This window comes from Pseudomonas sp. PK-RTE-24 (assembly GCF_054052265.1).
In genome coordinates this window covers 668,056-688,450 of the sequence record NZ_CM133224.1, presented here as the reverse complement: position 1 = coordinate 688,450, position 20,395 = coordinate 668,056, and the positions used below count along the sequence as shown (strand labels likewise).

Genomic DNA, 20,395 nt, shown 5'->3' with positions numbered 1-20,395 from the left:
CAGCAGCCCCCTACATTGTGTCAGGCAAACCGAGTCCTCAGGGTTTGCGACTGCTGCGCAGTCGAGCGGGGATAAATCCCCTCGCCACAGGGTTCTCTATGTCCACAGGTAACACTGGGGTGTGTTTAAAAATTGCAGCAGGTGTTGCCGGGAAATCACGTCGGGTGATTTCCCGGCTTTTTTGCATCAGGCGAAGACGAAGTATTTGCGCACGGTCTCGACCACTTCCCACGTGCCCTTCATGCCCGGCTCAACCACGAAGATATCGCCGGCGCGCAAGTGGATAGGCGCCATGCCGTCCGGGGTGATCACGCAGTAGCCTTCCTGGAAATGGCAGTACTCCCATTTCACATAATCGACGCGCCACTTGCCCGGTGTGCAGATCCAGGTGCCCATGATCTTGCTGCCGTCTTCGCTGGTGTAGGCGTTGAGGTTGACGGTGTGCGGGTCGCCTTCGAGTTTTTCCCATTTGCAGGCGTCGAGCACTGGCAGCGGGTGGGTGTCGCGCAGAACGGTGATAGGGGCGGTCGCGGTCATGAGGGACTCCGGGCAGGTGGACTTGAGAATTGAAGTCGCACCCTATAGCGCCCGGTCGTCGCTCAGTTGTCTGGGGTCGACATCGGAGTGCTCAGAAACGCGCGCAGCAATAAGTGCTTGTAACAGCGCTTGGGCATAACCCGGCAGCGCGGCGAAGTCTTTCGCGCAGAGCAATAACGCGCGGCGCGCCCATGGCTCATTGAGAGGTGTGCACTTGAACCGTTCCAGCGTCGCGCGTTCGACAGCGGCCAACGGCAAGATGGCCAGGCCGGCGCCATGGGCGACCATACGCATCGCGCCATCAAAGCCATCGGCGCGAATGCGCACCTGCATCCGTGCGCCGCTGTGCAGCGCCTGTTCTTCCAGATAAATCGCCAGTGCGCTGTCGGCGCTCAATCCGACAAAGTCGTGCTGCAACGCGTCGCTGAAACTGACCCCGGCGGCGTCAGACAACGGGTGATCAAGCGGCAGAATCAGCACCAGCGGATCATCACGAAACGCCTGGGTCTGCAGGCCGTTGGTGTCGACCGCGTCGGACACAATCCCCAGATCCGCTGCGCCTTCGCGCAAGGCATGGGTAATTCGCGCACTGGGCAGTTCCTGTAGATCAATGTCGAGATTGGGATGGCTGTGCAGGAAATCCGCGAGCACTTCCGGAAGGTGCTCGGTGATCGCCGTGGTGTTGCATAACAGCCGCACCTGACCTTTGACGCCTTGCGCGTAATCGGCCAGATCCTGCTGCATGCGTTCGGCTTGTTGCAAAAGAATGCGCGCGTGGCGGGCGAGGGCTTTACCGGCCGGGGTCGGGGTGACGCCGCGCCGACCACGTTCGAGGAATTCGGCGCCCAGCGAGGCTTCCATCGCGCGGATTCGGGCGCTGGCGGCGGCGAGGGACAAGTGGCTGCGGGCGGCGCCGGCGGTGATGTTGCCGGTGTCGAGGATATGCAGGTAGAGGCGCAGGTCGGTGAGGTCGAAGTGCATGGGGTTTGCCTGTGGTTTCGCGGTGGCTGGGCTGGCCCTTTCGCGAGCAGGCTCGCTCCCACAGGGACTTATGTACAGCGCAGATCCCGTGTGGGAGCGAGCCTGCTCGCGAAGAGGTCAGATGCCTCAAAGCCGATGTCAGCCTCTTGCAAAGGAAGAGGCTGCCTAAGTATATGGCAGATTTTCCCCCAGCCCGGATCAGTGCACATTACCCCAATGCACACACTGACCGACTTCTACCAAACCCTCGGCCTGACCCTTTCTCTACTGGTCATCGCCACCTTCCTCCTCGCCGGCACGGTCAAAGGCGTGATCGGCCTCGGCCTGCCCACTGTCGCGATGGGCCTGCTCGGTCTGGCTATGGCGCCGGCGCAGGCAGCCGCGCTGTTGATCATTCCGGCGACCCTCACCAATTTCTGGCAACTGGCCTTCGGTGGTCACCTGAAAAGCTTGATCAAACGCCTCTGGCCCATGCTGCTGATGATCTTCTTCGGCACCGGCATCGGCACCCTCTGGCTCGGCATGTCCAGCGGACATTGGGTGGTGCGCGGACTTGGCGCGGCGCTGTTGCTGTATGCATTGAGCGGATTGTTCTTGCCCACGCTACACGTCAAATCCGCGCATGAATCGTGGCTCGGCCCGCTGTGTGGCCTGATCACCGGCGTCATCACCTCCGCCACCGGCGTCTTCGTGATTCCGGCGGTGCCGTACCTGCAAGCGCTGGGGCTGAGCCGCGATGAGCTGGTGCAGGCGCTCGGCCTGTCCTTCACCGTCTCGACCCTGGCGCTGGCCGCTGGGCTGCTCTGGCACGGCGCACTCGGCGGTGGCGAATTGAGCGCCTCGCTGCTGGCGCTGATCCCGGCCATGCTTGGCATGTGGCTCGGTCAGTGGCTGCGTCAGCGCATCAGTGCGGTGCTGTTCAAGCGGGTGTTCTTTATCGGACTGGGCGCGCTCGGCGCCCATTTGCTGATCAGCGGCTAGCCGACGATTCGCTGAGCATGTCGATCGCGCGGATATCGAAATCACGCTGCAGATACTCCATGCGCCTGGCGAAAAACGCTTTCATGTGCGGCAATGCCGAATGCTCATCCAGATGCGCCTGGCTTGCCCAGATCTCGTAGAAGATAAACAGCGTCGGATCTTCCTTGTCGCGCAGCATGTGGTACTCGATACAGCCCGGTTCGGCGCGGCTTGGCTCGACGTAAGCGCGGAACAGCGCTTCGAATTCGGCGGCTTTTTCCGGGCGGGTCTTGGCGTGCAGGATGAAACCCTGGCGTTCACTCATCACAACTTCCTCAAAAGCAGAAAGCGGCGATGCTACGGCAACAATTGGCGATCGATTCGTGCGTTTTGATCAAATGTATTTTGCGTCGATGTGGCTGTTTTCGCGCGAGATCGATGGTTAATCTGCGGCCATTCCAATTCTTGATTCAATCCAGCCTCAAAGGCTGCGCCGAGGTTTTCCGATGAAGAAAGTGCTGTTGCTTAATGGCGGTAAAAAATTCGCCCATTCCGATGGCCGCTATAACACCACCCTGCACGAAACCGCGCTGAGCGTGCTGGATCGCGGCGGTGTCGACGTCAAGACCACGTTTATCGACGAGGGCTATGACGTTGCCGAAGAAGTGGCGAAATTCCTCTGGGCCGACGTGATCATTTATCAGATGCCGGGCTGGTGGATGGGTGCGCCGTGGACGGTGAAAAAGTACATCGACGAAGTCTTCACCGAAGGGCACGGCAGCCTCTACGCCAGCGACGGCCGCACCCGTTCCGATGCCTCGCAGAAGTACGGCAGTGGCGGTCTGATTCAGGGCAAGCAATACATGCTGTCGCTGACCTGGAACGCGCCGCAGCAAGCCTTCGATGACCCGACGGATTTCTTCGAAGCCAAAGGCGTGGACGCGGTGTACTTCCCGTTCCACAAGGCCAACGAATTTCTCGGCATGACCGCACTGCCGACCTTTCTCTGCGTCGACGTAATGAAGCGTCCGAATATCGACAATGATGTGGTGCGCTATGAGCAGCATCTGACTGAGGTGTTTGGCCTCAAGGCTTGATGGGTTTCGGGCTACTATCCGGGTACAGCAAAAGATCGCGACCTTCGGTAGGTCCCGCAGGGGGCATGGCGATTGGCTGCGATCTTGGCGATTCCAAAGAGGACACCCGTGAAAGCCAGATCCGATGAGTTGCAGATTTTCGTCTGCGTGATCGAGTGCGGTTCGATTTCCGCCGCCGCCGAGCAGGTCGGCCAGACGCCGTCGGCCGTCAGTCGCACGCTGTCGAAGCTCGAAGCCAAGCTCGACACCACGCTGATCAACCGCACCACGCGACGCATGGACCTGACCGAGGAGGGCAAGTATTTCTTCGAACAGGCCAAGTTGATTCTCGACCAGATGGATCAACTCGAAGAACGCCTGTCCTCGCGCCAGCAGACCCCATCCGGGCGCCTGCGCATCAACGCTGCCTCGCCGTTCATGCTCCACGCCATCGTTCCCTACATCGACGAATTCCGGCAGCTGTACCCGGACATTCAACTCGAACTCAACAGCAATGACCTGATCATTGACCTGCTTGAACAAAGCACCGACGTCGCCATCCGCATCGGCAACCTCGCCGATTCGACGCTGCACGCGCGTTCGCTCGGTTGCAGTCCGTTGATGATTGTTGCCAGCCCCGCCTATTTGAAAAAGCACGGTGCGCCACGACAAGTGGCGGATTTGAGCGAACACACGTTGCTCGGCTTTACCCAGAACGAAGGCCTCAACCAATGGCCGCTGCGCTATGTGCATGGCGACCGCTGGCCGATCACCCCGGCAATCAGCGCTTCCAGCGGCGAGACCGTGCGCCATTTGGCACTGGAAGGGCAGGGCATTGCCTGTCTGTCGCATTTCATGACCATCGACGACATCCGCGCCGGACGCCTGAAAGTCCTGCTCGGTGAATTCAACAGTGGCTATCGCCAGCCGATCAACGCCGTGTACTACCGCAACTCGCAACTGGCGTTGCGCATTCAGTGTTTCCTCGACTTTATCCAGGGCAAACTCGCCGCCTACGCCAGCGCCGAATTCAAGGGCTGATTCGTGATCCCTGCGCAAGAGTGAATTGGCCGAGGGCGGGTTTTTCGCCGGGTTTCATCGGCCGATACTCGCTGCATCACTTATTCACGCAGGGAGTTTCTCCATGAACGTATTCGTTACCGGCGCGGCCGGATTTATCGGTGGGTCCATCGCCACCGGCCTGGTGCAGGCCGGGCACAACGTCACCGGCCTGGTGCGCAGCGCGGAGCAGGCTGATGAGCTGAAAGCATTGGGCATGAACGCGGTAATCGGCACCCTCGATGACAGCCAATTGCTGGCGCAACAGGCGCGTGCTGCCGATGCCGTCATCAACGCTGCCAGCAGCGATCATCGCGGTGCGGTGGAAGCGTTACTCGACGCTTTGCGCGGCTCGAATAAAGTCTTTCTGCACACCAGCGGTTCGAGCATCGTCGGCGATGCCTCCGGCGGCAAATCCAGCGATGTCATTTATTACGAAGACCACCTGCCGCAACCGACTGTCGATAAGGCCGATCGCGTAGCCATCGACAACCTCGTACTCGCGGCGGCGAAGGATGGCGTGAACTCGGCGGTGATCTGCAACACGCTGATCTACGGCCACAGCCTTGGCGTCAAACGCGACAGCGTGCAATTGCCGCGACTGCTCAAGCAGGCGCGCAAAAGCGGCGTGGTGCGCCACGTTGGCAGCGGCCAGAACATCTGGTCCAACGTGCACATCGAAGACGTCGTCGCCTTGTATCTGCTGGCGCTGACCAGGAATGTGCCGGGCACTTTCTACTTCGTTGAAAGCGGTGAAGCCTCGTTCATCGACATGACCACCGCCATGGCCGACGCCCTGAACCTGGGCAAACCGCAAGACTGGCCACTGCAAGACGCCGAAGCCGAATGGGGCTATGAAATGGCCAACTACGGCCTCGGTTCCAACAGCCGCGTACGCGGCAAACACGCCCGGGAACTGCTGGGCTGGACGCCGAAGCGCACGTCGGTGGTTGAATGGATTCGTAACGAAATGGTGTGAGTTCAGCGCGCACCGAGTGAAGCCATTCGCGAGCAAGCTCGCTCCCACAGGTGACCGCGTTCTGCCTGGAAAAATGTAATTCCTGTGGGAGCTGGCTTGCCAGCGATAGCAGTGGATCAGTCGCCACCCATGTTGAACGTGGCGCCGTCATCGCTGGCAAGCCAGCTCCCACAGGGACTTTGTGGTGGCCAGGAAGCCATGAAAATCCCACACTCCGATTTTCATTAAACACGACAACACATATCCACCAACGACACCTCTTGTCTCTCCACGAAAATTACTTTCATGCGGTTTGAAATCTCTATCTCGAAATGATTTATGAGTTTCACAACCCATTCGAACGTGACCCTTTCGAGGAGTACCGCATGACGCCTTCCTTCGGCTATTGGCTGCTGGTCTACGCCGCTGTGGCCATCATCGCGCTGATCGTGTTGATCGCCCGTTACCGGCTCAATCCGTTCATTGTCATCACCCTGATTTCCCTGGGCCTGGCGCTGGTGGCCGGGATGCCGCCGTCGGCGGTGGTGGGTGCGTATGAGGCGGGTGTCGGCAAGACGTTGGGGCATATTGCGCTGGTGGTGGCGTTGGGGACGATGCTCGGCAAGATGATGGCCGAGTCCGGCGGCGCCGAGCAGATGGCGCGCACGCTGATCGACAGATTCGGTGAGAGGAACGCGCACTGGGCGATGGTCTGCATCGCGTTTCTGGTCGGTCTGCCGCTGTTCTTTGAAGTCGGTTTCGTCTTGCTGGTGCCGATCGCTTTCACCGTGGCGCGCCGGGTTGGCGTGTCGATTCTGATGGTCGGTCTGCCGATGGTCGCCGGCCTCTCGGTGGTGCATGCGCTGGTGCCGCCGCACCCGGCGGCGATGCTCGCGGTGCAGGCCTATCAGGCCTCGGTCGGGCAGACCTTGCTGTACGCCATCGCGATTGGCATTCCGACCGCGATCATCGCCGGCCCGCTGTACGCGAAATTCATCGTGCCGCGCATTCAATTGCCGGCGGACAACCCGCTGGAAAAGCAATTTCTCGACCGTGAACCGCGCGACAAACTGCCGGGTTTCGGCATCACCATGGCAACCATTCTGCTGCCGGTGGTGCTGATGCTGATCGGCGGCTGGGCCAACCTGATTTCCACTCCCGGCAGCGCGTTCAACCAGTTCCTGTTGTTCATCGGCAACTCGGTGATCGCGCTGCTGCTGGCGACCTTGCTGAGCTTCTGGACGCTGGGCATTGCTCAGGGTTTCAACCGCGAATCGATCCTCAAGTTCACCAACGAATGCCTCGCGCCCACCGCCAGCATCACCTTGCTGGTCGGCGCTGGTGGCGGCTTGAACCGGATTCTGGTGGATGCCGGCGTTACCGATCAGATCGTCGGCCTCGCTCACGAATTTCACCTGTCGCCGCTGATCATGGGCTGGTTGTTCGCTGCGCTGATGCGCGTTGCCACTGGCTCGGCCACCGTGGCGATGACCACCGCATCAGGCGTTGTCGCGCCGGTGGCCATCGGTCTGGGTTATCCACACCCTGAGCTTTTGGTGCTGGCGACCGGCGCGGGCTCGGTTATCTTTTCCCACGTCAACGACGGCGGCTTCTGGTTGATCAAGGAATACTTCAACATGACGGTCGCGCAGACGTTCAAGACCTGGACCGTGCTCGAGACGCTGATTTCGCTGGTCGCTTTCGCGCTGACCGTCGGCCTTTCCTACCTGCTGTAACCGGAGCCCGCCGCCCATGGACATCCTCTACCAGATCCGCGCCCGCCAGGACTCCTTCAGTGCCGGCGAGGGGCGCATTGCGCGGTTGATGCTCGACGATGTCGGCTTTGCCGCCAGCGCCAGCCTCGAAGACCTCGCACAACGCGCCGAGGTCAGCACCGCTACGCTGTCGCGCTTTGCCCGCACGGTCGGCTGCCGCGACCTGCGTGATCTGCGCCTGCAACTGGCTCAGGCCAGCGGCGTTGGCAGCCGTTTTCTCGACCCGGCGGGCACGCCTGAGCAGTCGGCGTTCTACGGGCAGATCGTCGGCGACATCGAAACCACGCTGCGCCAGCATCTGGCCGGTTTCGACGAATCGCGCTTTGCCGACGCAGTGAAATTACTCGGTCAGGCGCGGATGATTCACGCGTTCGGCATGGGCGGTTGCTCGACCCTGTGCAGCGATGAATTGCAGGTGCGTCTGGTGCGCCTCGGTTACCCGATTGCGGTGTGTCATGACGCGGTGATGATGCGCGTGACCGCCGCCAGTCTGAACGCCGACCAAGTGCTGATCGCCTGCTCGCTGACCGGCATCACCCCGGAGCTTTTGGAAACCGTGGTGCTGGCGCGCAACTACGGCGCGCGCATCCTGGCCATCACTCGCGGCGATTCAGCGCTGGCCGAACTGGCCGACGTCGTCCTGCCGCTGCAAGGCGCGGAAACCTCGTTCATCTACAAACCGACGGCGGCGCGCTACGGCATGCTGCTGGCCATCGACGTGCTCGCCACCGAGCTGGCGCTGGCCAGCCCTGAAGACAATCAAGAACGTCTGCGGCGAATCAAACTCGCCCTCGACGAATACCGTGGCGGCGACGATCACCTGCCGCTGGGAGACTGACATGCAGTACGACACCCTGATCCGCAACGCGCTGGTCATCGACGGCAGCAACACGCCCGGCTATAAGGCCGACGTGGCAATTCTCAATGGCCGCATCGAGCGCATTGGTGACCTGCCTGACGCCCGCGCCAGCGAAGAAATCGACGCCGCCGGCCGGGTGCTGGCGCCGGGTTTCATCGACGTGCACACCCACGACGACACCGTGGTCATTCGCCAACCCGAGATGCTGCCCAAGCTCAGCCAAGGCGTGACCACGGTGATTGTCGGCAATTGCGGCATCAGCGCTTCGCCGGTCACCTTGAAGGGCAATCCACCCGATCCGATGAACCTGCTCGGCAGCGCAGCGGCGTTCGTCTACCCGCGTTTCAGCGACTACCGCGCTGCCGTCGAAGCGGCCAACACCACGTTGAACGTCGCCGCACTAGTCGGCCACACGGCGCTGCGCAGCAATCACCTCGACGACTTGTTCCGCACCGCGACACCCGGCGAAATCGCCGCCATGCGCGAGCAGTTGCGCGACAGCCTCGAGGCCGGCGCGTTGGGTTTATCCACAGGCCTGGCCTACGCCAGCGCCTTCAACGCGTCCACTGATGAAGTCATGCAACTGACCGAAGAACTGAAGGCGTTCGGCGCGGTGTATACCACCCATTTGCGCAGCGAATTCGCCCCGGTATTGGAGGCGATGGACGAGGCGTTTCAGATCGGCCGCCACGCGCAATCACCGGTGATCATTTCCCACCTCAAATGCGCCGGCGTCGGTAACTGGGGGCGCAGTCCGCAATTGCTCGCAGCGCTGGAAGAGGCAGCGAAAACCCATCCGGTCGGCTGCGATTGCTATCCCTATGCGGCGAGTTCTTCGACCCTGGATTTGAAGCAAGTCACCGACGCGCACCGCATCACCATTACCTGGTCAACACCGCATCCGGAAGTCAGCGGGCGCGACCTGATCGACATCGCTGGCGAATGGAAACTGTCGCTGGAAGAAACCGCGAAACGTCTGCAACCGGCGGGCGCGGTGTACTACGGCATGGACGAGGCCGACGTCAGAAGAATCCTCGCCCATCCGCTTTCGATGGTCGGCTCTGACGGACTGCCCGAAGACCCGTTCCCGCATCCGCGCCTGTGGGGCGCTTTCCCACGGGTGCTGGGCCACTTCAGTCGCGACGTCGGCCTGTTTCCGCTGCACACCGCCGTGCACAAAATGACCGGCCTGTCGGCGGCGCGTTTTGGCTTGCAGGAAAGAGGCGAGATTCGTGCAGGACATTGGGCGGATCTGGTGTTGTTCGACCCGGCGACCGTGCGTGACGTGGCCGATTTCAACGATCCGCAGCGGGCCGCTCAGGGGATTGAAGGGGTGTGGGTCAACGGCGTTTTGAGTTATCGCGACGGACAGGCGAATGGCAGCAGGGCAGGGCGGTTTCTGGCTCGCGAAGGTAATTTGCGCGAAGGATTTTATTGATGATGATGGCGCCAAAAGATCGCAGCCTTCGGCAGCTCCTACAGGAGATCGCATTCCAATGCAGGAGCTGCCGAAGGCTGCGATCTTTTGATCTATGTCTCATAGTGGCACTGTGCAATTAAAGAAAGCCATCCACAAGCCGATTTGCTGACATCCTCCCCGTCTACACTGTGGGGCCAATCAGTCAGGGAGCACCCCATGAGCTTCGGCAAAACCACCCCGATCCTGCGGATCTTCGATGAGGCCAAGGCTGTCGAGTTTTACGTCGATTTTCTCGGTTTCAAGATCGACTGGCAGCATCGCTTCGAAGCGAATTTTCCGCTGTATCTGCAGGTGTCGCGGGGCGAGTGTGTGCTGCATCTGTCCGAGCATCACGGCGATGCCTGCCCGGGTTCGGCGCTGCGTATCGAGACCGATGAGCTGGAGGCGTTTCAGCAGCAACTGATGGCCAAGGATTACAAGTTCTCGCATCCGCAGATTCAGGCGATGCCTTGGGGGAGTCAGGACATGACCATTGCCGATCCGTTTGGCAATCGGTTGGTGTTTACCAATGCGATCAGTCTTTGATCTGCATGCCTGAGATCAAAAGCCCCTCACCCTAGCCCTCTCCCGGAGGGAGAGGGGACCGACCGAGTTGACCGTGCTTCAAACGTCTACCTGAACGACCGTGTCGAATATGGATTCACAGCGATCATTTCAGGTCGGCGTATTTCGTGAGCATCGCACGGTCGGCCCCCTCTCCCTCTGGGAGAGGGCTGGGGTGAGGGCAATCCCTGACACCCCACCAAAATCAGCCCACACCAAATCCCCCAAAAACCCTCAATCAGTCGGCACCAGCCGATCCAGCACCCGATTCACCGCCATCTCCGCGACCATCACAATCTGCGCAATGCCCTGCAACGTCTTGCGCTGCGAGCCGTTCACCAGCCCCGCCTGATCGTTGAGCATCACCGTCGCCGACCCCAGGGTTTCGCAGGCATCGGCCAGCAGCGATTCGTTGTCGGCCTCGGGATTGGCCATGTACAGCGTGTTGGATTTGTAGGGCGGGGCCATGAATTCAGCGCTGGATGGGCCGAGGTAATGGTCGAGGGCGCGGTCGGCGGCTTCGTGGAATTTCTTCGAGTCGGCGGATTCGTAGGGGGATGCCGGGTCGGTGGTTGGCGGGTTTGGGGTTACTTTGAACATGAATGCTTGCCTCTTATGAAGCTGCATCCGTTTCGCCGCTAAGCAAAGGGAGGCAGCTGTGCGCAAGTTAGCGGACCGGTAAGCATTCAACCCGGTGCATCCGAAGATGCCATGCGCACAGCCACCATCGAGTGCAGGCGTGAGCCTGACCGGATTGGACTTGTACAACCGGAATGCTGTCCGAGCCGCTAAGCTCGATCACTGAGAAATCAGTGACCGAATCAAGTTACCGGCAGGCCCCAAGGCGCACAAGCCGGCGGATTCTGGCGCAGGCGTAGGCAGCGGCGCAAGGAATTGTGGGTGGTTTCGCTGAATGTCTGGCGGCTTTAAACAGTTGTGCCAAGACGCGTTTAATCGGTGTGGCAAATGACGCCTTCGCGAGCAGGCTCGCTCCCACAGGGGATCTGCGGTGAACTCGGAAATGCAGACAACCGAGAACTACTGTGGGAGCGAGCCTGCTCGCGAAGAGGCCATCAGCATCACCGCCGATTCCGCAGCCGAAACTCCCCCGGCGGCATCCCGCGCCAGCTCTTGAACGTGCGATGAAACGAGCGCGGCTCGGTGAAGCCCAGATACTGCGCAATGTCCTGAATCGGCAACGTGCTGTTGAGCAAATAATGCTCGGCCAGTTCCTGACGCAGCTCATCGAGAATCTGCTGATACGACGTCCCGGCCTGCTGCAATTGCCGCTGCAACGTGCGCACCGAGACGCTGAGCTGCTCCGCCACTTGCTCCTTGCGCGGCAAGCCCTCCTTGAGCAAACCGCGCAGGATGTTTTTCACCTGCTGCGCCAGCGACGCATCTTCCAGCGTCGCCAGCAAACCCATCGCGTGTTCTTCCAGGGTTCGCAGCAATTGCGCATCGGCCTGACGCAGCGGCAATTGCAAATACGCCAGCGGCACCACCAGCGCCGAATACGCCTGATCGAATAGCACCGGGCAACCAAAAAACGCCTCGTACTCGGCCAGCGTCACCGCATCCGGCCGCGCATGCTCCAGCCATACGCAGGCCGGCGACAGCTGCGTGTCGGCGATCCAGCGCGCATAGTGCAGCCACGAACCGAGCACATTTTCCACCAGATGCCGACGAATCCGTGGCCGCTGGTAACGGCAGGCCCAGATCAGATGCACGTGCTCGCCCTGCACCTCGGCGCGGCTGACGCCCATGTCGCCGACGAGTTTTTCGAACGGCATGATCCGGCTCATCGCATCGCCCAGCGTCGCGCAATTCATGGTGATGTAACCGAGCACGCTCCACGAATTGGGCAGGACGAAATTCGCCGCATGCAGCCCGAACAACCCATCGCCGGAGTGCTCGCAGAAATAATCCAGCAAGCGCTCGTGAACCTCACCCGGCAGGCGCAAGGTGTTGTCGCTCAACTGCTGCGCCTGCAACCCGGCCGCCGCCAATGCAGGCTCGATGGCCATGCCCAACTGTTCGGCATGACGCAGGTATTTGAGCAGCGGCGGAACGGAAGTGAAGCCGAGCGATGGCATGGTCGCGGTCCTTTGATCGACGGCGCGTGAGCGAATGAATGGCGCAAGGTAAGTGGATTGCCCGGCGAAAGTAAATGCCCGGACGTTTGGCGCCATTGGCTACAGGTTCTGGCCGGATGCGACCGTGACAGATCTCCAGCGCTGACTAGTATGCAAGCTTGATCCAACGGCAGAAAAAGGACTCACGCATGCGACGCTGGAACGGCTGGGGAGAGGTAGGCACGGTGGTCGAACTGCCGGCCCAAGGCGCGACGTTTCTCCATGAACGCTTGGGCGCTGGCCACGCGTTGCCCGATGCGACCCTGGCAGCGGCGTTGGCGCAAGTGCCGACCTCGCGTCTGGTGCCGCATCGCTTGTACAGCGTCGATACTCACGATCGCCTGTTGCACGCGCGCGGCCAGAGCCTGCCGGACTGGCTGGCGTTGCGCGAAGGTGCGCTGGGTACTTATCCCGATGCCGTGGCGTTTCCCGAAACCGCTGAGCAGATCCGCCAATTGCTGGCCCTCGCCCATGATCAGGACCTGTGCCTGATTCCCTATGGCGGCGGCACATCGGTGGCCGGGCACATCAATCCGCCGAACTCCGCGCGGCCGGTGCTGACGGTGTCGCTGGCGCGAATGAATCGCCTGACCGACCTCGACGAACAGAGCCTGCTGGCGACATTCGGCCCCGGCGCCAGCGGGCCGCAAGTCGAAAGCCAATTGCGCGCGCGCGGCTACACGCTGGGGCATTTCCCGCAGTCGTGGGAGCTGTCGACCCTGGGCGGTTGGGTGGCCAGTCGTTCCAGTGGCCAGCAGTCGTTGCGCTACGGGCGGATCGAGCAGTTGTTCGCTGGCGGCACCCTGGAAACCTTCGCCGGGCCTCTGCAGATTCCAACCTTTCCCGCGTCGGCGGCAGGTCCCGATCTGCGTGAAATGGTGCTCGGTTGCGAGGGCCGTTTCGGGATCATTTCCGAGGTCAAAGTGCGAGTCAGCGCGTTGCCGGCGGACGAACGTTTCTACGGTGTGTTCCTGCCCGACTGGCCGCACGCGCTGCAAGCGATCCGCCAATTGGCGCAGGCGCGCGTACCGCTGTCGATGCTGCGTCTGTCGAACGCGGTGGAAACCGAAACGCAACTGGCGCTGGCCGGCCATCCGCAGCAGATCGCCTGGCTGGAAAAGTACCTCAAGCTGCGCGGCGCCGGCGCCGGCGACGGCAAATGCCTGCTGACCTTCGGTGTGACCGGCAATCGCCAGCAAAACGCACTGTCACTGAAACACGCGCGCCAGCATCTGAAAGCCTTCGGCGGCGTGTTCACCGGCACCCTGCTGGGCAAGAAGTGGGCGCAGAACCGCTTCCGTTTTCCCTACCTGCGCGAGAACCTGTGGAACGCTGGTTACGTGGTCGACACCCTCGAAACCGCCACCGACTGGAGCAACGTCGACCACTTGCTCAGCCTCATCGAAAACAGCCTGCGCGACGCCTTGGCCGCCGAGGGCGAGCGCGTGCATGTGTTTACTCATCTCTCGCACGTTTACGGCGAAGGCTCGAGCATTTACACCACTTACGTGTTTCGCCCGGCAGCGGACTATGCCGCGACGCTGGCGCGCTGGCGGATGCTCAAACACGCGGCCAGCCAGACCATCGTCGACAACCACGGCACCATCAGCCATCAGCATGGTGTCGGCAAGGATCACGCGCCGTATCTGCTGCGCGAAAAAGGCCCGCTGGCGCTGCAGACGTTGCAGGCGTTGAGCGAACATTTCGACCCGGAAAGGCGCCTCAATCCCGGCACGTTATTGCCAGAGTCGCGGCCATGACGGCGGAATGGAACGCGCAATGGCGCGAGCAGATGCTACCGACGCTGGCGGATGAAACCTGGGACCTGATCGTCATCGGCGGCGGCATCAGCGGCGCCGGGATCGTCCGCGAAGCGGCGCGCCGGGGCTGGCGTTGTCTGCTGCTGGAGCAGCGCGATTTTGCCTGGGGCACCTCCAGCCGATCGTCGAAAATGGTCCACGGCGGTTTGCGTTACATCGCCAAGGGCCAGTGGCGCCTGACCCGCGATTCGGTGCGCGAGCGCCAGCGTTTGCTTGATGAAGCGCCGGGACTGGTCGAGCCGATGAGTTTCATGATGCCGCACTATCGCGGCGGCTTTCCCGGGCCGCGCGTCATGGGCGGCTTGCTCTCGGTGTACGACGCGCTGGCGGGGCGGCGCAACCATGCTTTTCATGACGCCCAGCAACTGCGTTTTCTCGCCCCGGGGGTTAAGGAAAACGGCCTGCTCGGCGGCAGCTGTTTTGTCGATGCACTGACCGATGATGCGCGGCTGGTGATGCGCGTACTGCGCGAGGCCCGGGCCGACGGCGCGGTGGTGCTCAATGGTGTGCGCGTCACGCAACTGCTGCGTGAAGGCGGGCGGGTGTGCGGGGTTCAGATCGAAGATGGCGAGGGCGGCGCCACGCTGCAATTGCGCTCTGGCGTGCTGGCCGTGGCTACGGGCGCTTGGGCTGAGCGCTTGCGTCCCGTTGAGTCAGCGAAGCAATTGCGACCGTTGCGCGGTAGTCATCTGTTGCTGCCGGGCTGGCGTTTGCCAGTGGCGCAGGCGTTCACCTTTCTGCATGCGCGCGATCGGCGCCCGGTGTTCGTGTTTCCGTGGGAAGGCGCGACGGTGGTCGGCACCACGGACCTCGATCACCGCGAAGACCTCGACCACAGCGCGCGCATTTCCAGCGACGAACTCGACTATCTGCTCGCCGCGTGCCAGCAGCAATTTCCCGGCGCCGAAATTGGTGTCGACGACGTGCTCTCGACCTGGTCAGGCGTGCGTCCGGTGGTCGGCAGCGCGACGGGTGCGCAGCAGGGCAAACCGTCCAACGAAACCCGCGAACATGTGTTGTGGCAGGAGCCGGGTTGCGTGACTTTGGCCGGCGGCAAACTGACCACATTTCGCCCGCAAGCGATCGAAGTGCTCAAGGCTTGTGCGGGGATGCTCGGGCGCTCTTTTGTCGATGACGGCGCGCCGGTGTTCGCCGCTGTGCCGCCGCTGACAATCGCGGGACTGAGCGGCAATCAATGGCGACGCCTGGCCGGACGTCACGGTCGAGACCTGTCGAGGCTGGCGCAATTGCTCGGCGAACTCGGTCCGGAAACGGTTGGCGCCACCGATACTTTGTGGGCAGAGCTGGCGTTCGCCTGCGAGGCGGAAATGATTCTGCACCTGGATGATTTGTTGCTGCGCCGCACCCGTTTGGGCCTGTTGCTGCCGCGCGGTGGCGAGGATTATCTGCCTGCGATTCGCACGCTGTGCCAGCCACGATTGGCCTGGGACGATGAGCGCTGGCTAGCGGAAATCCAGCGTTATCGATTGTTGTGGCTGCGCGATCACGGCTTGCCGGAGATCACCCCATGAAATACCTGTTAGCGATCGACAACGGCACCCAGAGCGTGCGCGCGTTGCTCTTCGATCTGCAGGGCAATCTGCTCGGCAAAGGCAAAGTCGACTTGCAGGCGTACTACTCGACGCAACCCGGTTGGGCCGAGCAGGATCCGGAATATTACTGGGCGAAACTCGGCGAGGCCTGCCAGCAACTCTGGCAGCAGACCGGCATCGACCGTGCGCAGATTGCCGGCGTGTCCCTGACCACCCAGCGCGGCACAGTGATCAACGTGGACGCCAATGGCAAACCGCTGCGCCCGGCAATTGTCTGGCTCGATCAACGTCAGGCTGAGGTCGAGGGCAGCATCAAAGGGCCGTGGGGCTGGCTGTTCAAGCTGGTCGGCGCCCAAGCGACGGTGGATTATTTCCGCGCCCAGGCCGAGGCCAACTGGATCGCCCGGCATCAGCCCGAGGTGTGGGCGGCGACTGACAAGTTTTTGCTGCTCTCGGGTTTTCTCACCCATCGCTTGTGCGGGCGCTTCGTCGATTCGGTCGGCTGCTGCGTCGGCTATCTGCCCTTCGACTTCAAACGGCTGAAATGGGCGGCGCCGCGCGACTGGAAATGGCAGGCACTGGCGGTGCGCCCGGAGCAGTTGCCGACCCTGCACAAACCCGGCGAAACCCTCGGCTATATCAGCGGCGAAGCCGCCCGGCACACCGGCATTCCCGAAGGGCTGCCGCTGATCGCGGCGGGCGCGGACAAGGCCTGCGAAGTGATCGGCTCCGGCGTGGTCGATGCGCGCACCGTGTGCCTGTCCTACGGCACCACCGCGACCATCACCAGCACCCGCTCGCGCTACCTGGAAATCGTCCCGCTGATCCCGCCGTACCCCTCGGCCGTGCCCGATCAGTACAACTGCGAAGTGATGATCTATCGCGGCTACTGGATGGTCAGCTGGTTCAAGAACGAATTCGGCCTGCGCGAAATGCAGCAGGCAAAAGAGCAGGGCATCGAACCGGAGCAACTGTTCGACGCACTGGTCAACGAAGTGCCACCGGGCTCGATGGGCCTGATGCTGCAACCCTACTGGTCACCGGGCATCCGCGAACCGGGCGTGGAAGCCAAAGGCGCGATGATCGGCTTCGGCGACGTACACACCCGCGCGCACATCTACCGGGCGATTCTCGAAGGCCTGGCCTACGCGTTGCGCCAGGGCATGGAGAACATCGAGCGACGCTCAAAGGTCTCGATCAAACGCCTGCGCGTCGCCGGCGGCGGCTCACAAAGCGACGCCGCCATGCAACTGACCGCCAACATCTTCGGCCTGCCGGCAGAGCGCCCGCATGTGTATGAAGCGTCCGGGTTGGGGGCGGCAATATGCTGCGCGGTGGGGTTGGGACTGCACAAGGATTTCCCATCGGCCATTGCGGCGATGACTCGGGTTGGAGCGGTCTTTAACCCACAACCCGAGGCGCAGAGGATCTATGAGCAGTTGTACAGAGAGGTGTATTTGCGGATGTACCGGCAGCTCAAACCGCTGTACCAAAGCATCCGCAAAATCACCGGGTATCCCGAATAGTCCTGACACCATAGACCCCTGTGGGAGCGAGCCTGCTCGCGAAGGCGGAGTGTCAGTCAATGATGATCTGAATGATCCACCGCTTTCGCGAGCAGGCTCGCTCCCACAGGGGTATTGCGGTGTGCAGTTACCGACGATGCCGCTCGGCGGGCCTGACTCCAATCGAACCTGAATATGCTAGCCTGCAATCGATGATTTCATTGATTGCAGGAGGGCGACGTGGCCAGCATCACCATTCGAAACCTTGACGAGAAGCTCAAGGAGCAGTTGCGCATTACCGCTGCACACAACGGACATTCCATGGAAGAAGAGGCTCGGCTGATTCTGGGCCGAGCGCTCACCACGGTTGATCGTGCCGGAGGGCTGGGCAGTCGGATCCACCAGCGTTTCAGCGCCGAGGGCGGAGCCGAGCTCGATCTGCCTGCGCGTGCAGAAAAACCGCTCGGGGTGGATTTTTCTGAATGATAGTGCTCGATACCAACGTTCTATCCGAATTCATGCGCATCGAACCCGAGGCTCAAGTGTTGGCTTGGGTGGATTCGCAACCGGCCATGGACCTGGCCATCAGCGCAATCACCGTGGCGGAGATACTGCACGGTATCGCTCGATTACCTTCCGGCAAGCGCAAACAAAAACTCCAGGCCCACGCTTTGGCAATGTTTGAAGAGGATTTTGCCGGGCGGATTTTGCCATTCGATGCCCACGCAGCCGTCGAGTACGCGACGCTGGTAGCCGATGCAGAGGCGAAGGGGCGGGGGACTGCAATGGCCGATGCGCAAATCGCAGCGATCTGCCGAGGTCGTGGAGCCGCGATTGCTACACGTAATGTCCGGTACTTCGAGTTTTCCGGGGTTAAAGTGATCAATCCGTGGCAGGTCTGAAAATCTGCTCTGTCATTTAAACCGCTTTCGCGAGCAGGCTCGCTCCCACAAGGTTTTGCGGTGTGATCAAAATCCAGCGAGCCCCACAAATCCAATGTGGGAGCGAGCCTGCTCGCGAAGGTGGAGTGTCAGGCAACGTTGATTTGATTGACCCAACGCGTTCGCGAGCAAGCTCGCTCCCACAGGGATTGTGCGGCGGGATCAAAATCCAGCGAGCTACACACATCCAAATGTGGGAGCGAGCCTGCTCGCGAAGACGGAGTGTCAGGCACTGTTAATTTGGCTGATCCACCGATTTCGCGTTCAAGCCCGCTCCCACAGTTATCGAGATGAACACATCAACAGTGCTCGACCACGAAAACCTGTGGGAGCGGGCTTGCCCGCGATTCGATTTCAGCTTCAGCGCAAAACCAAAATCAAACGCGGAAGTGGCTGACCATCTGCTGCAACTGACCACCCAACCGCGCAAGCTCAACACTCGACGCTGCCGTCTCATCACTCGCCGCTGCGGTCTGCTCGGACACGTCGCGTACGTTGATGATGCTGCGGCTGATCTCTTCGGCCACGGCGCTTTGCTGTTCGGCAGCGGCGGCGATCTGCTGGTTCATCGACTGGATGTTCGACACCGTGCGGGTGATGTTTTCCAGCGAGGCGCCGGCCTTGCGCGTCAGGGCGACGCTGCTGTCGGTCAGCGCGCGGCTGTTGTTCATCACTGCCGAAACCTGCTGGGTGCCGTTCTGCAGACCGGCGACCAGGCCTTCGATTTCCTCGGTCGACTTCTGTGTGCGCTGAGCCAAGCCACGCACCTCATCGGCAACCACGGCAAACCCACGCCCGGCTTCACCGGCACGCGCTGCCTCGATCGCGGCGTTGAGGGCGAGCAGGTTGGTCTGTTCGGCAACAGCCTTGATCACGTCCATGACGCTGCCGATCTTGTCGCTTTCCTGTTGCAGCACGCTCATCGCTTCGGTCGAACGCACCACTTCGCTGGCCAGACGCTCGATCTGCGCGATGGCCTCATTCACCACCTTGTCGCCTTCACGGGCCTCGCCGTCCGCAGCAGCGGCAGCTTGCGACGCTTCCTCAGCATTACGCGCAACTTCCTGCACAGTGGCAGTCATTTCGTGCATGGCAGTGGCGACCTGATCGGTCTCGACTTTTTGGCTGTTCACACCGGCGCTGGTCTGTTCGGTTACAGCCGACAACTCTTCAGCGGCGCTGGCAATCTGGGTAACGCCGTCGCGGATGCCGCTGATCAAGTCACGCAGGGTCACGCCCATGCGCGCGATGCCTTGCTGCAACACGCCGAGTTCGTCGCGGCGGGTAACGGTGACATTCTGGGTCAGGTCGCCGCTGGCGATGCGCTCGACCACGGCGAGGGTTTCCTGCAACGGACGGGTGATCTGACGGGTGATGATTACCGCCGCAATCACGCCAACCAGCAGCGCCAGCAACGTACTGATCAACTGGAAGGTGCGCGCCTGGGCACTTTCGGCGTCACGGCGATCAAGCTGGATCTGGTACAGCTGTTCGCTCAGGGCGACGATGGTGGTGCCCTGATCGGTCATTTCCTTACGCGCCTGCACCGCCTCGGTGTTGGCGTTCTTGTACGCCATCAACGCACTGCGATAGCTGGTCAGCGCGGTTTCCAGTTGGCGCAGGGCATCCTGCTGAGACGCGGCAAATTGCGCGTTCAGCGGTTTGAGGCTGGCGATGGCCGCGTCGATCTGGCCGACGGCTTTCTGCTCGGTCTCGGCGTTGCTGGTCGCGGTGTAACCACGCACTTCATAGCGCGCGAGGATGAAGGCTTCCTTCGCTGCAGTAACCGCCTGGAACTGCTCGAAACGCTGATCGCTCAACTCCATCTGCTGCACGCGCTGGCTGATCGATTCGATCAGGTTGTAGGCGTTCTGGGCATTGGCGCTCATGGTGTCGCGGGCGCTGTTGCCGGTGCGATAGGCGTTGCGCATTTTGTTCAGCGAGGTCTGGTATTCAGCGATGGTCGCGGCCTGCTGCTTGAGCAGTTTGACGTTCTCCGGACTCTTGAATTTGCTGATCAACGCCTGTTGCTGTGCGGCGAAGCTTTCCAGGGTGGTCTGCACATTCTGCGCGGCGGTTTCGTCGCCATTGGTCAGCATGTATTGCAGGCGCACCACGCGCAATTTGGTCAGGCCAGCGTTGAGCTGGGTGATGTCGCTCATCCAGTTGCTGCGGTCGATCAGGCCGCCGAGGCTGGTCCAGCCGGTCAGCGC

The 20,395-nt window shown here is 61.5% G+C and carries 19 protein-coding genes and 1 pseudogene; 13 read left to right on the top strand and 7 right to left on the bottom strand.

Annotated elements, in window-relative coordinates; genetic code table 11:
* Positions 1 to 186: 186 nt before the first annotated feature.
* Both ACV8MC_RS03125 and ACV8MC_RS03120 read right to left on the bottom strand, forming a co-directional pair.
* Positions 187 to 537, bottom strand: a complete 351-nt coding sequence (locus ACV8MC_RS03125; protein ID WP_016770579.1) for a cupin domain-containing protein — start codon at positions 535 to 537, stop codon at positions 187 to 189.
* A gap of 42 nt (positions 538 to 579) precedes the next feature.
* The gene (locus tag ACV8MC_RS03120; protein WP_457264435.1) at positions 580 to 1,518 is read right to left on the bottom strand and encodes a LysR substrate-binding domain-containing protein; all 939 of its coding nucleotides are present in this window, start codon (positions 1,516 to 1,518) and stop codon (positions 580 to 582) included.
* Positions 1,519 to 1,734: 216 nt separating this feature from the next.
* Between ACV8MC_RS03120 and ACV8MC_RS03115 the strand changes: the two genes are divergently transcribed.
* The gene (locus tag ACV8MC_RS03115) at positions 1,735 to 2,499 is read left to right on the top strand and encodes a sulfite exporter TauE/SafE family protein (RefSeq protein WP_457264434.1); all 765 of its coding nucleotides are present in this window, start codon (positions 1,735 to 1,737) and stop codon (positions 2,497 to 2,499) included.
* Here the strand turns inward: ACV8MC_RS03115 and ACV8MC_RS03110 are convergent.
* The gene (locus ACV8MC_RS03110; RefSeq protein WP_457264432.1) at positions 2,489 to 2,803 is read right to left on the bottom strand and encodes a putative quinol monooxygenase; all 315 of its coding nucleotides are present in this window, start codon (positions 2,801 to 2,803) and stop codon (positions 2,489 to 2,491) included. The genes ACV8MC_RS03115 and ACV8MC_RS03110 overlap by 11 nt on opposite strands.
* Before the next feature lie 181 nt (positions 2,804 to 2,984).
* On the opposite strand from ACV8MC_RS03110, the gene ACV8MC_RS03105 reads away from it, so the two are divergent.
* The 7 genes from ACV8MC_RS03105 (at position 2,985) to ACV8MC_RS03075 (ending at position 10,210) form a co-directional block, all read left to right on the top strand.
* Positions 2,985 to 3,575 carry an NAD(P)H-dependent oxidoreductase gene (locus ACV8MC_RS03105; RefSeq protein WP_016771795.1) on the top strand — a complete coding sequence of 197 codons (591 nt, stop codon included), beginning with the start codon at positions 2,985 to 2,987 and terminating at the stop codon, positions 3,573 to 3,575.
* 108 nt (positions 3,576 to 3,683) lie between these two features.
* Positions 3,684 to 4,595: a LysR substrate-binding domain-containing protein gene (locus ACV8MC_RS03100; RefSeq protein ID WP_457264429.1), complete on the top strand. Its 912-nt coding sequence runs from the start codon at positions 3,684 to 3,686 to the stop codon at positions 4,593 to 4,595.
* A 103-nt stretch (positions 4,596 to 4,698) separates the two neighbouring features.
* A complete protein-coding gene (locus ACV8MC_RS03095) occupies positions 4,699 to 5,592 on the top strand; it encodes an NAD-dependent epimerase/dehydratase family protein (protein WP_457264427.1) in 894 nt (297 codons plus the stop codon).
* Between the two features lie 365 nt (positions 5,593 to 5,957).
* Complete coding sequence (locus tag ACV8MC_RS03090) at positions 5,958 to 7,307, top strand: GntP family permease (protein WP_457264425.1); 1,350 nt, start codon at positions 5,958 to 5,960, stop codon at positions 7,305 to 7,307.
* Between the two features lie 16 nt (positions 7,308 to 7,323).
* Positions 7,324 to 8,184: a MurR/RpiR family transcriptional regulator gene (locus ACV8MC_RS03085; RefSeq protein ID WP_457264423.1), complete on the top strand. Its 861-nt coding sequence runs from the start codon at positions 7,324 to 7,326 to the stop codon at positions 8,182 to 8,184.
* A gap of 1 nt (position 8,185) precedes the next feature.
* Complete coding sequence (locus ACV8MC_RS03080) at positions 8,186 to 9,643, top strand: N-acyl-D-amino-acid deacylase family protein (RefSeq protein WP_457264421.1); 1,458 nt, start codon at positions 8,186 to 8,188, stop codon at positions 9,641 to 9,643.
* Positions 9,644 to 9,841: 198 nt separating this feature from the next.
* Entirely contained in the window at positions 9,842 to 10,210 is a 369-nt protein-coding gene (locus tag ACV8MC_RS03075) for a glyoxalase superfamily protein (RefSeq protein WP_016771789.1), read from the top strand.
* 252 nt (positions 10,211 to 10,462) lie between these two features.
* Here the strand turns inward: ACV8MC_RS03075 and ACV8MC_RS03070 are convergent, their stop codons facing one another.
* Both ACV8MC_RS03070 and gliR read right to left on the bottom strand, forming a co-directional pair.
* Complete coding sequence (locus tag ACV8MC_RS03070) at positions 10,463 to 10,828, bottom strand: DUF6124 family protein (RefSeq protein WP_252883149.1); 366 nt, start codon at positions 10,826 to 10,828, stop codon at positions 10,463 to 10,465.
* 479 nt (positions 10,829 to 11,307) lie between these two features.
* Complete coding sequence (gene gliR / locus ACV8MC_RS03065; RefSeq protein ID WP_457264420.1) at positions 11,308 to 12,324, bottom strand: AraC family transcriptional regulator GliR; 1,017 nt, start codon at positions 12,322 to 12,324, stop codon at positions 11,308 to 11,310.
* 188 nt (positions 12,325 to 12,512) lie between these two features.
* On the opposite strand from gliR, the gene ACV8MC_RS03060 reads away from it, so the two are divergent.
* The 5 genes from ACV8MC_RS03060 (at position 12,513) to ACV8MC_RS03040 (ending at position 18,143) form a co-directional block, all read left to right on the top strand.
* The gene (locus ACV8MC_RS03060; protein ID WP_457264418.1) at positions 12,513 to 14,123 is read left to right on the top strand and encodes an FAD-binding oxidoreductase; all 1,611 of its coding nucleotides are present in this window, start codon (positions 12,513 to 12,515) and stop codon (positions 14,121 to 14,123) included.
* Positions 14,120 to 15,715 carry a glycerol-3-phosphate dehydrogenase/oxidase gene (locus ACV8MC_RS03055; RefSeq protein ID WP_457264416.1) on the top strand — a complete coding sequence of 532 codons (1,596 nt, stop codon included), beginning with the start codon at positions 14,120 to 14,122 and terminating at the stop codon, positions 15,713 to 15,715. Before ACV8MC_RS03060 ends, ACV8MC_RS03055 begins: the two co-directional genes overlap by 4 nt.
* Positions 15,712 to 17,262: an FGGY-family carbohydrate kinase gene (locus tag ACV8MC_RS03050; RefSeq protein WP_457264415.1), complete on the top strand. Its 1,551-nt coding sequence runs from the start codon at positions 15,712 to 15,714 to the stop codon at positions 17,260 to 17,262. The genes ACV8MC_RS03055 and ACV8MC_RS03050 overlap by 4 nt, the downstream gene beginning before the upstream one ends.
* Positions 17,263 to 17,481: 219 nt before the next feature.
* Positions 17,482 to 17,727, top strand: coding sequence for a FitA-like ribbon-helix-helix domain-containing protein (locus ACV8MC_RS03045; protein ID WP_076565651.1), 246 nt, complete (start codon positions 17,482 to 17,484; stop codon positions 17,725 to 17,727).
* The gene (locus ACV8MC_RS03040) at positions 17,724 to 18,143 is read left to right on the top strand and encodes a type II toxin-antitoxin system VapC family toxin (protein WP_256809589.1); all 420 of its coding nucleotides are present in this window, start codon (positions 17,724 to 17,726) and stop codon (positions 18,141 to 18,143) included. Before ACV8MC_RS03045 ends, ACV8MC_RS03040 begins: the two co-directional genes overlap by 4 nt.
* A gap of 416 nt (positions 18,144 to 18,559) precedes the next feature.
* On the opposite strand, the gene ACV8MC_RS03035 is transcribed toward ACV8MC_RS03040, so the two are convergent.
* Both ACV8MC_RS03035 and ACV8MC_RS03030 read right to left on the bottom strand, forming a co-directional pair.
* Positions 18,560 to 19,264 carry a methyl-accepting chemotaxis protein gene (locus ACV8MC_RS03035; RefSeq protein ID WP_370593651.1) on the bottom strand — a complete coding sequence of 235 codons (705 nt, stop codon included), beginning with the start codon at positions 19,262 to 19,264 and terminating at the stop codon, positions 18,560 to 18,562.
* 201 nt (positions 19,265 to 19,465) lie between these two features.
* A pseudogene (locus ACV8MC_RS03030) lies at positions 19,466 to 20,344 on the bottom strand (methyl-accepting chemotaxis protein); the annotation flags it as partial.
* Between the last annotated feature and the right edge of the window lie 51 nt (positions 20,345 to 20,395).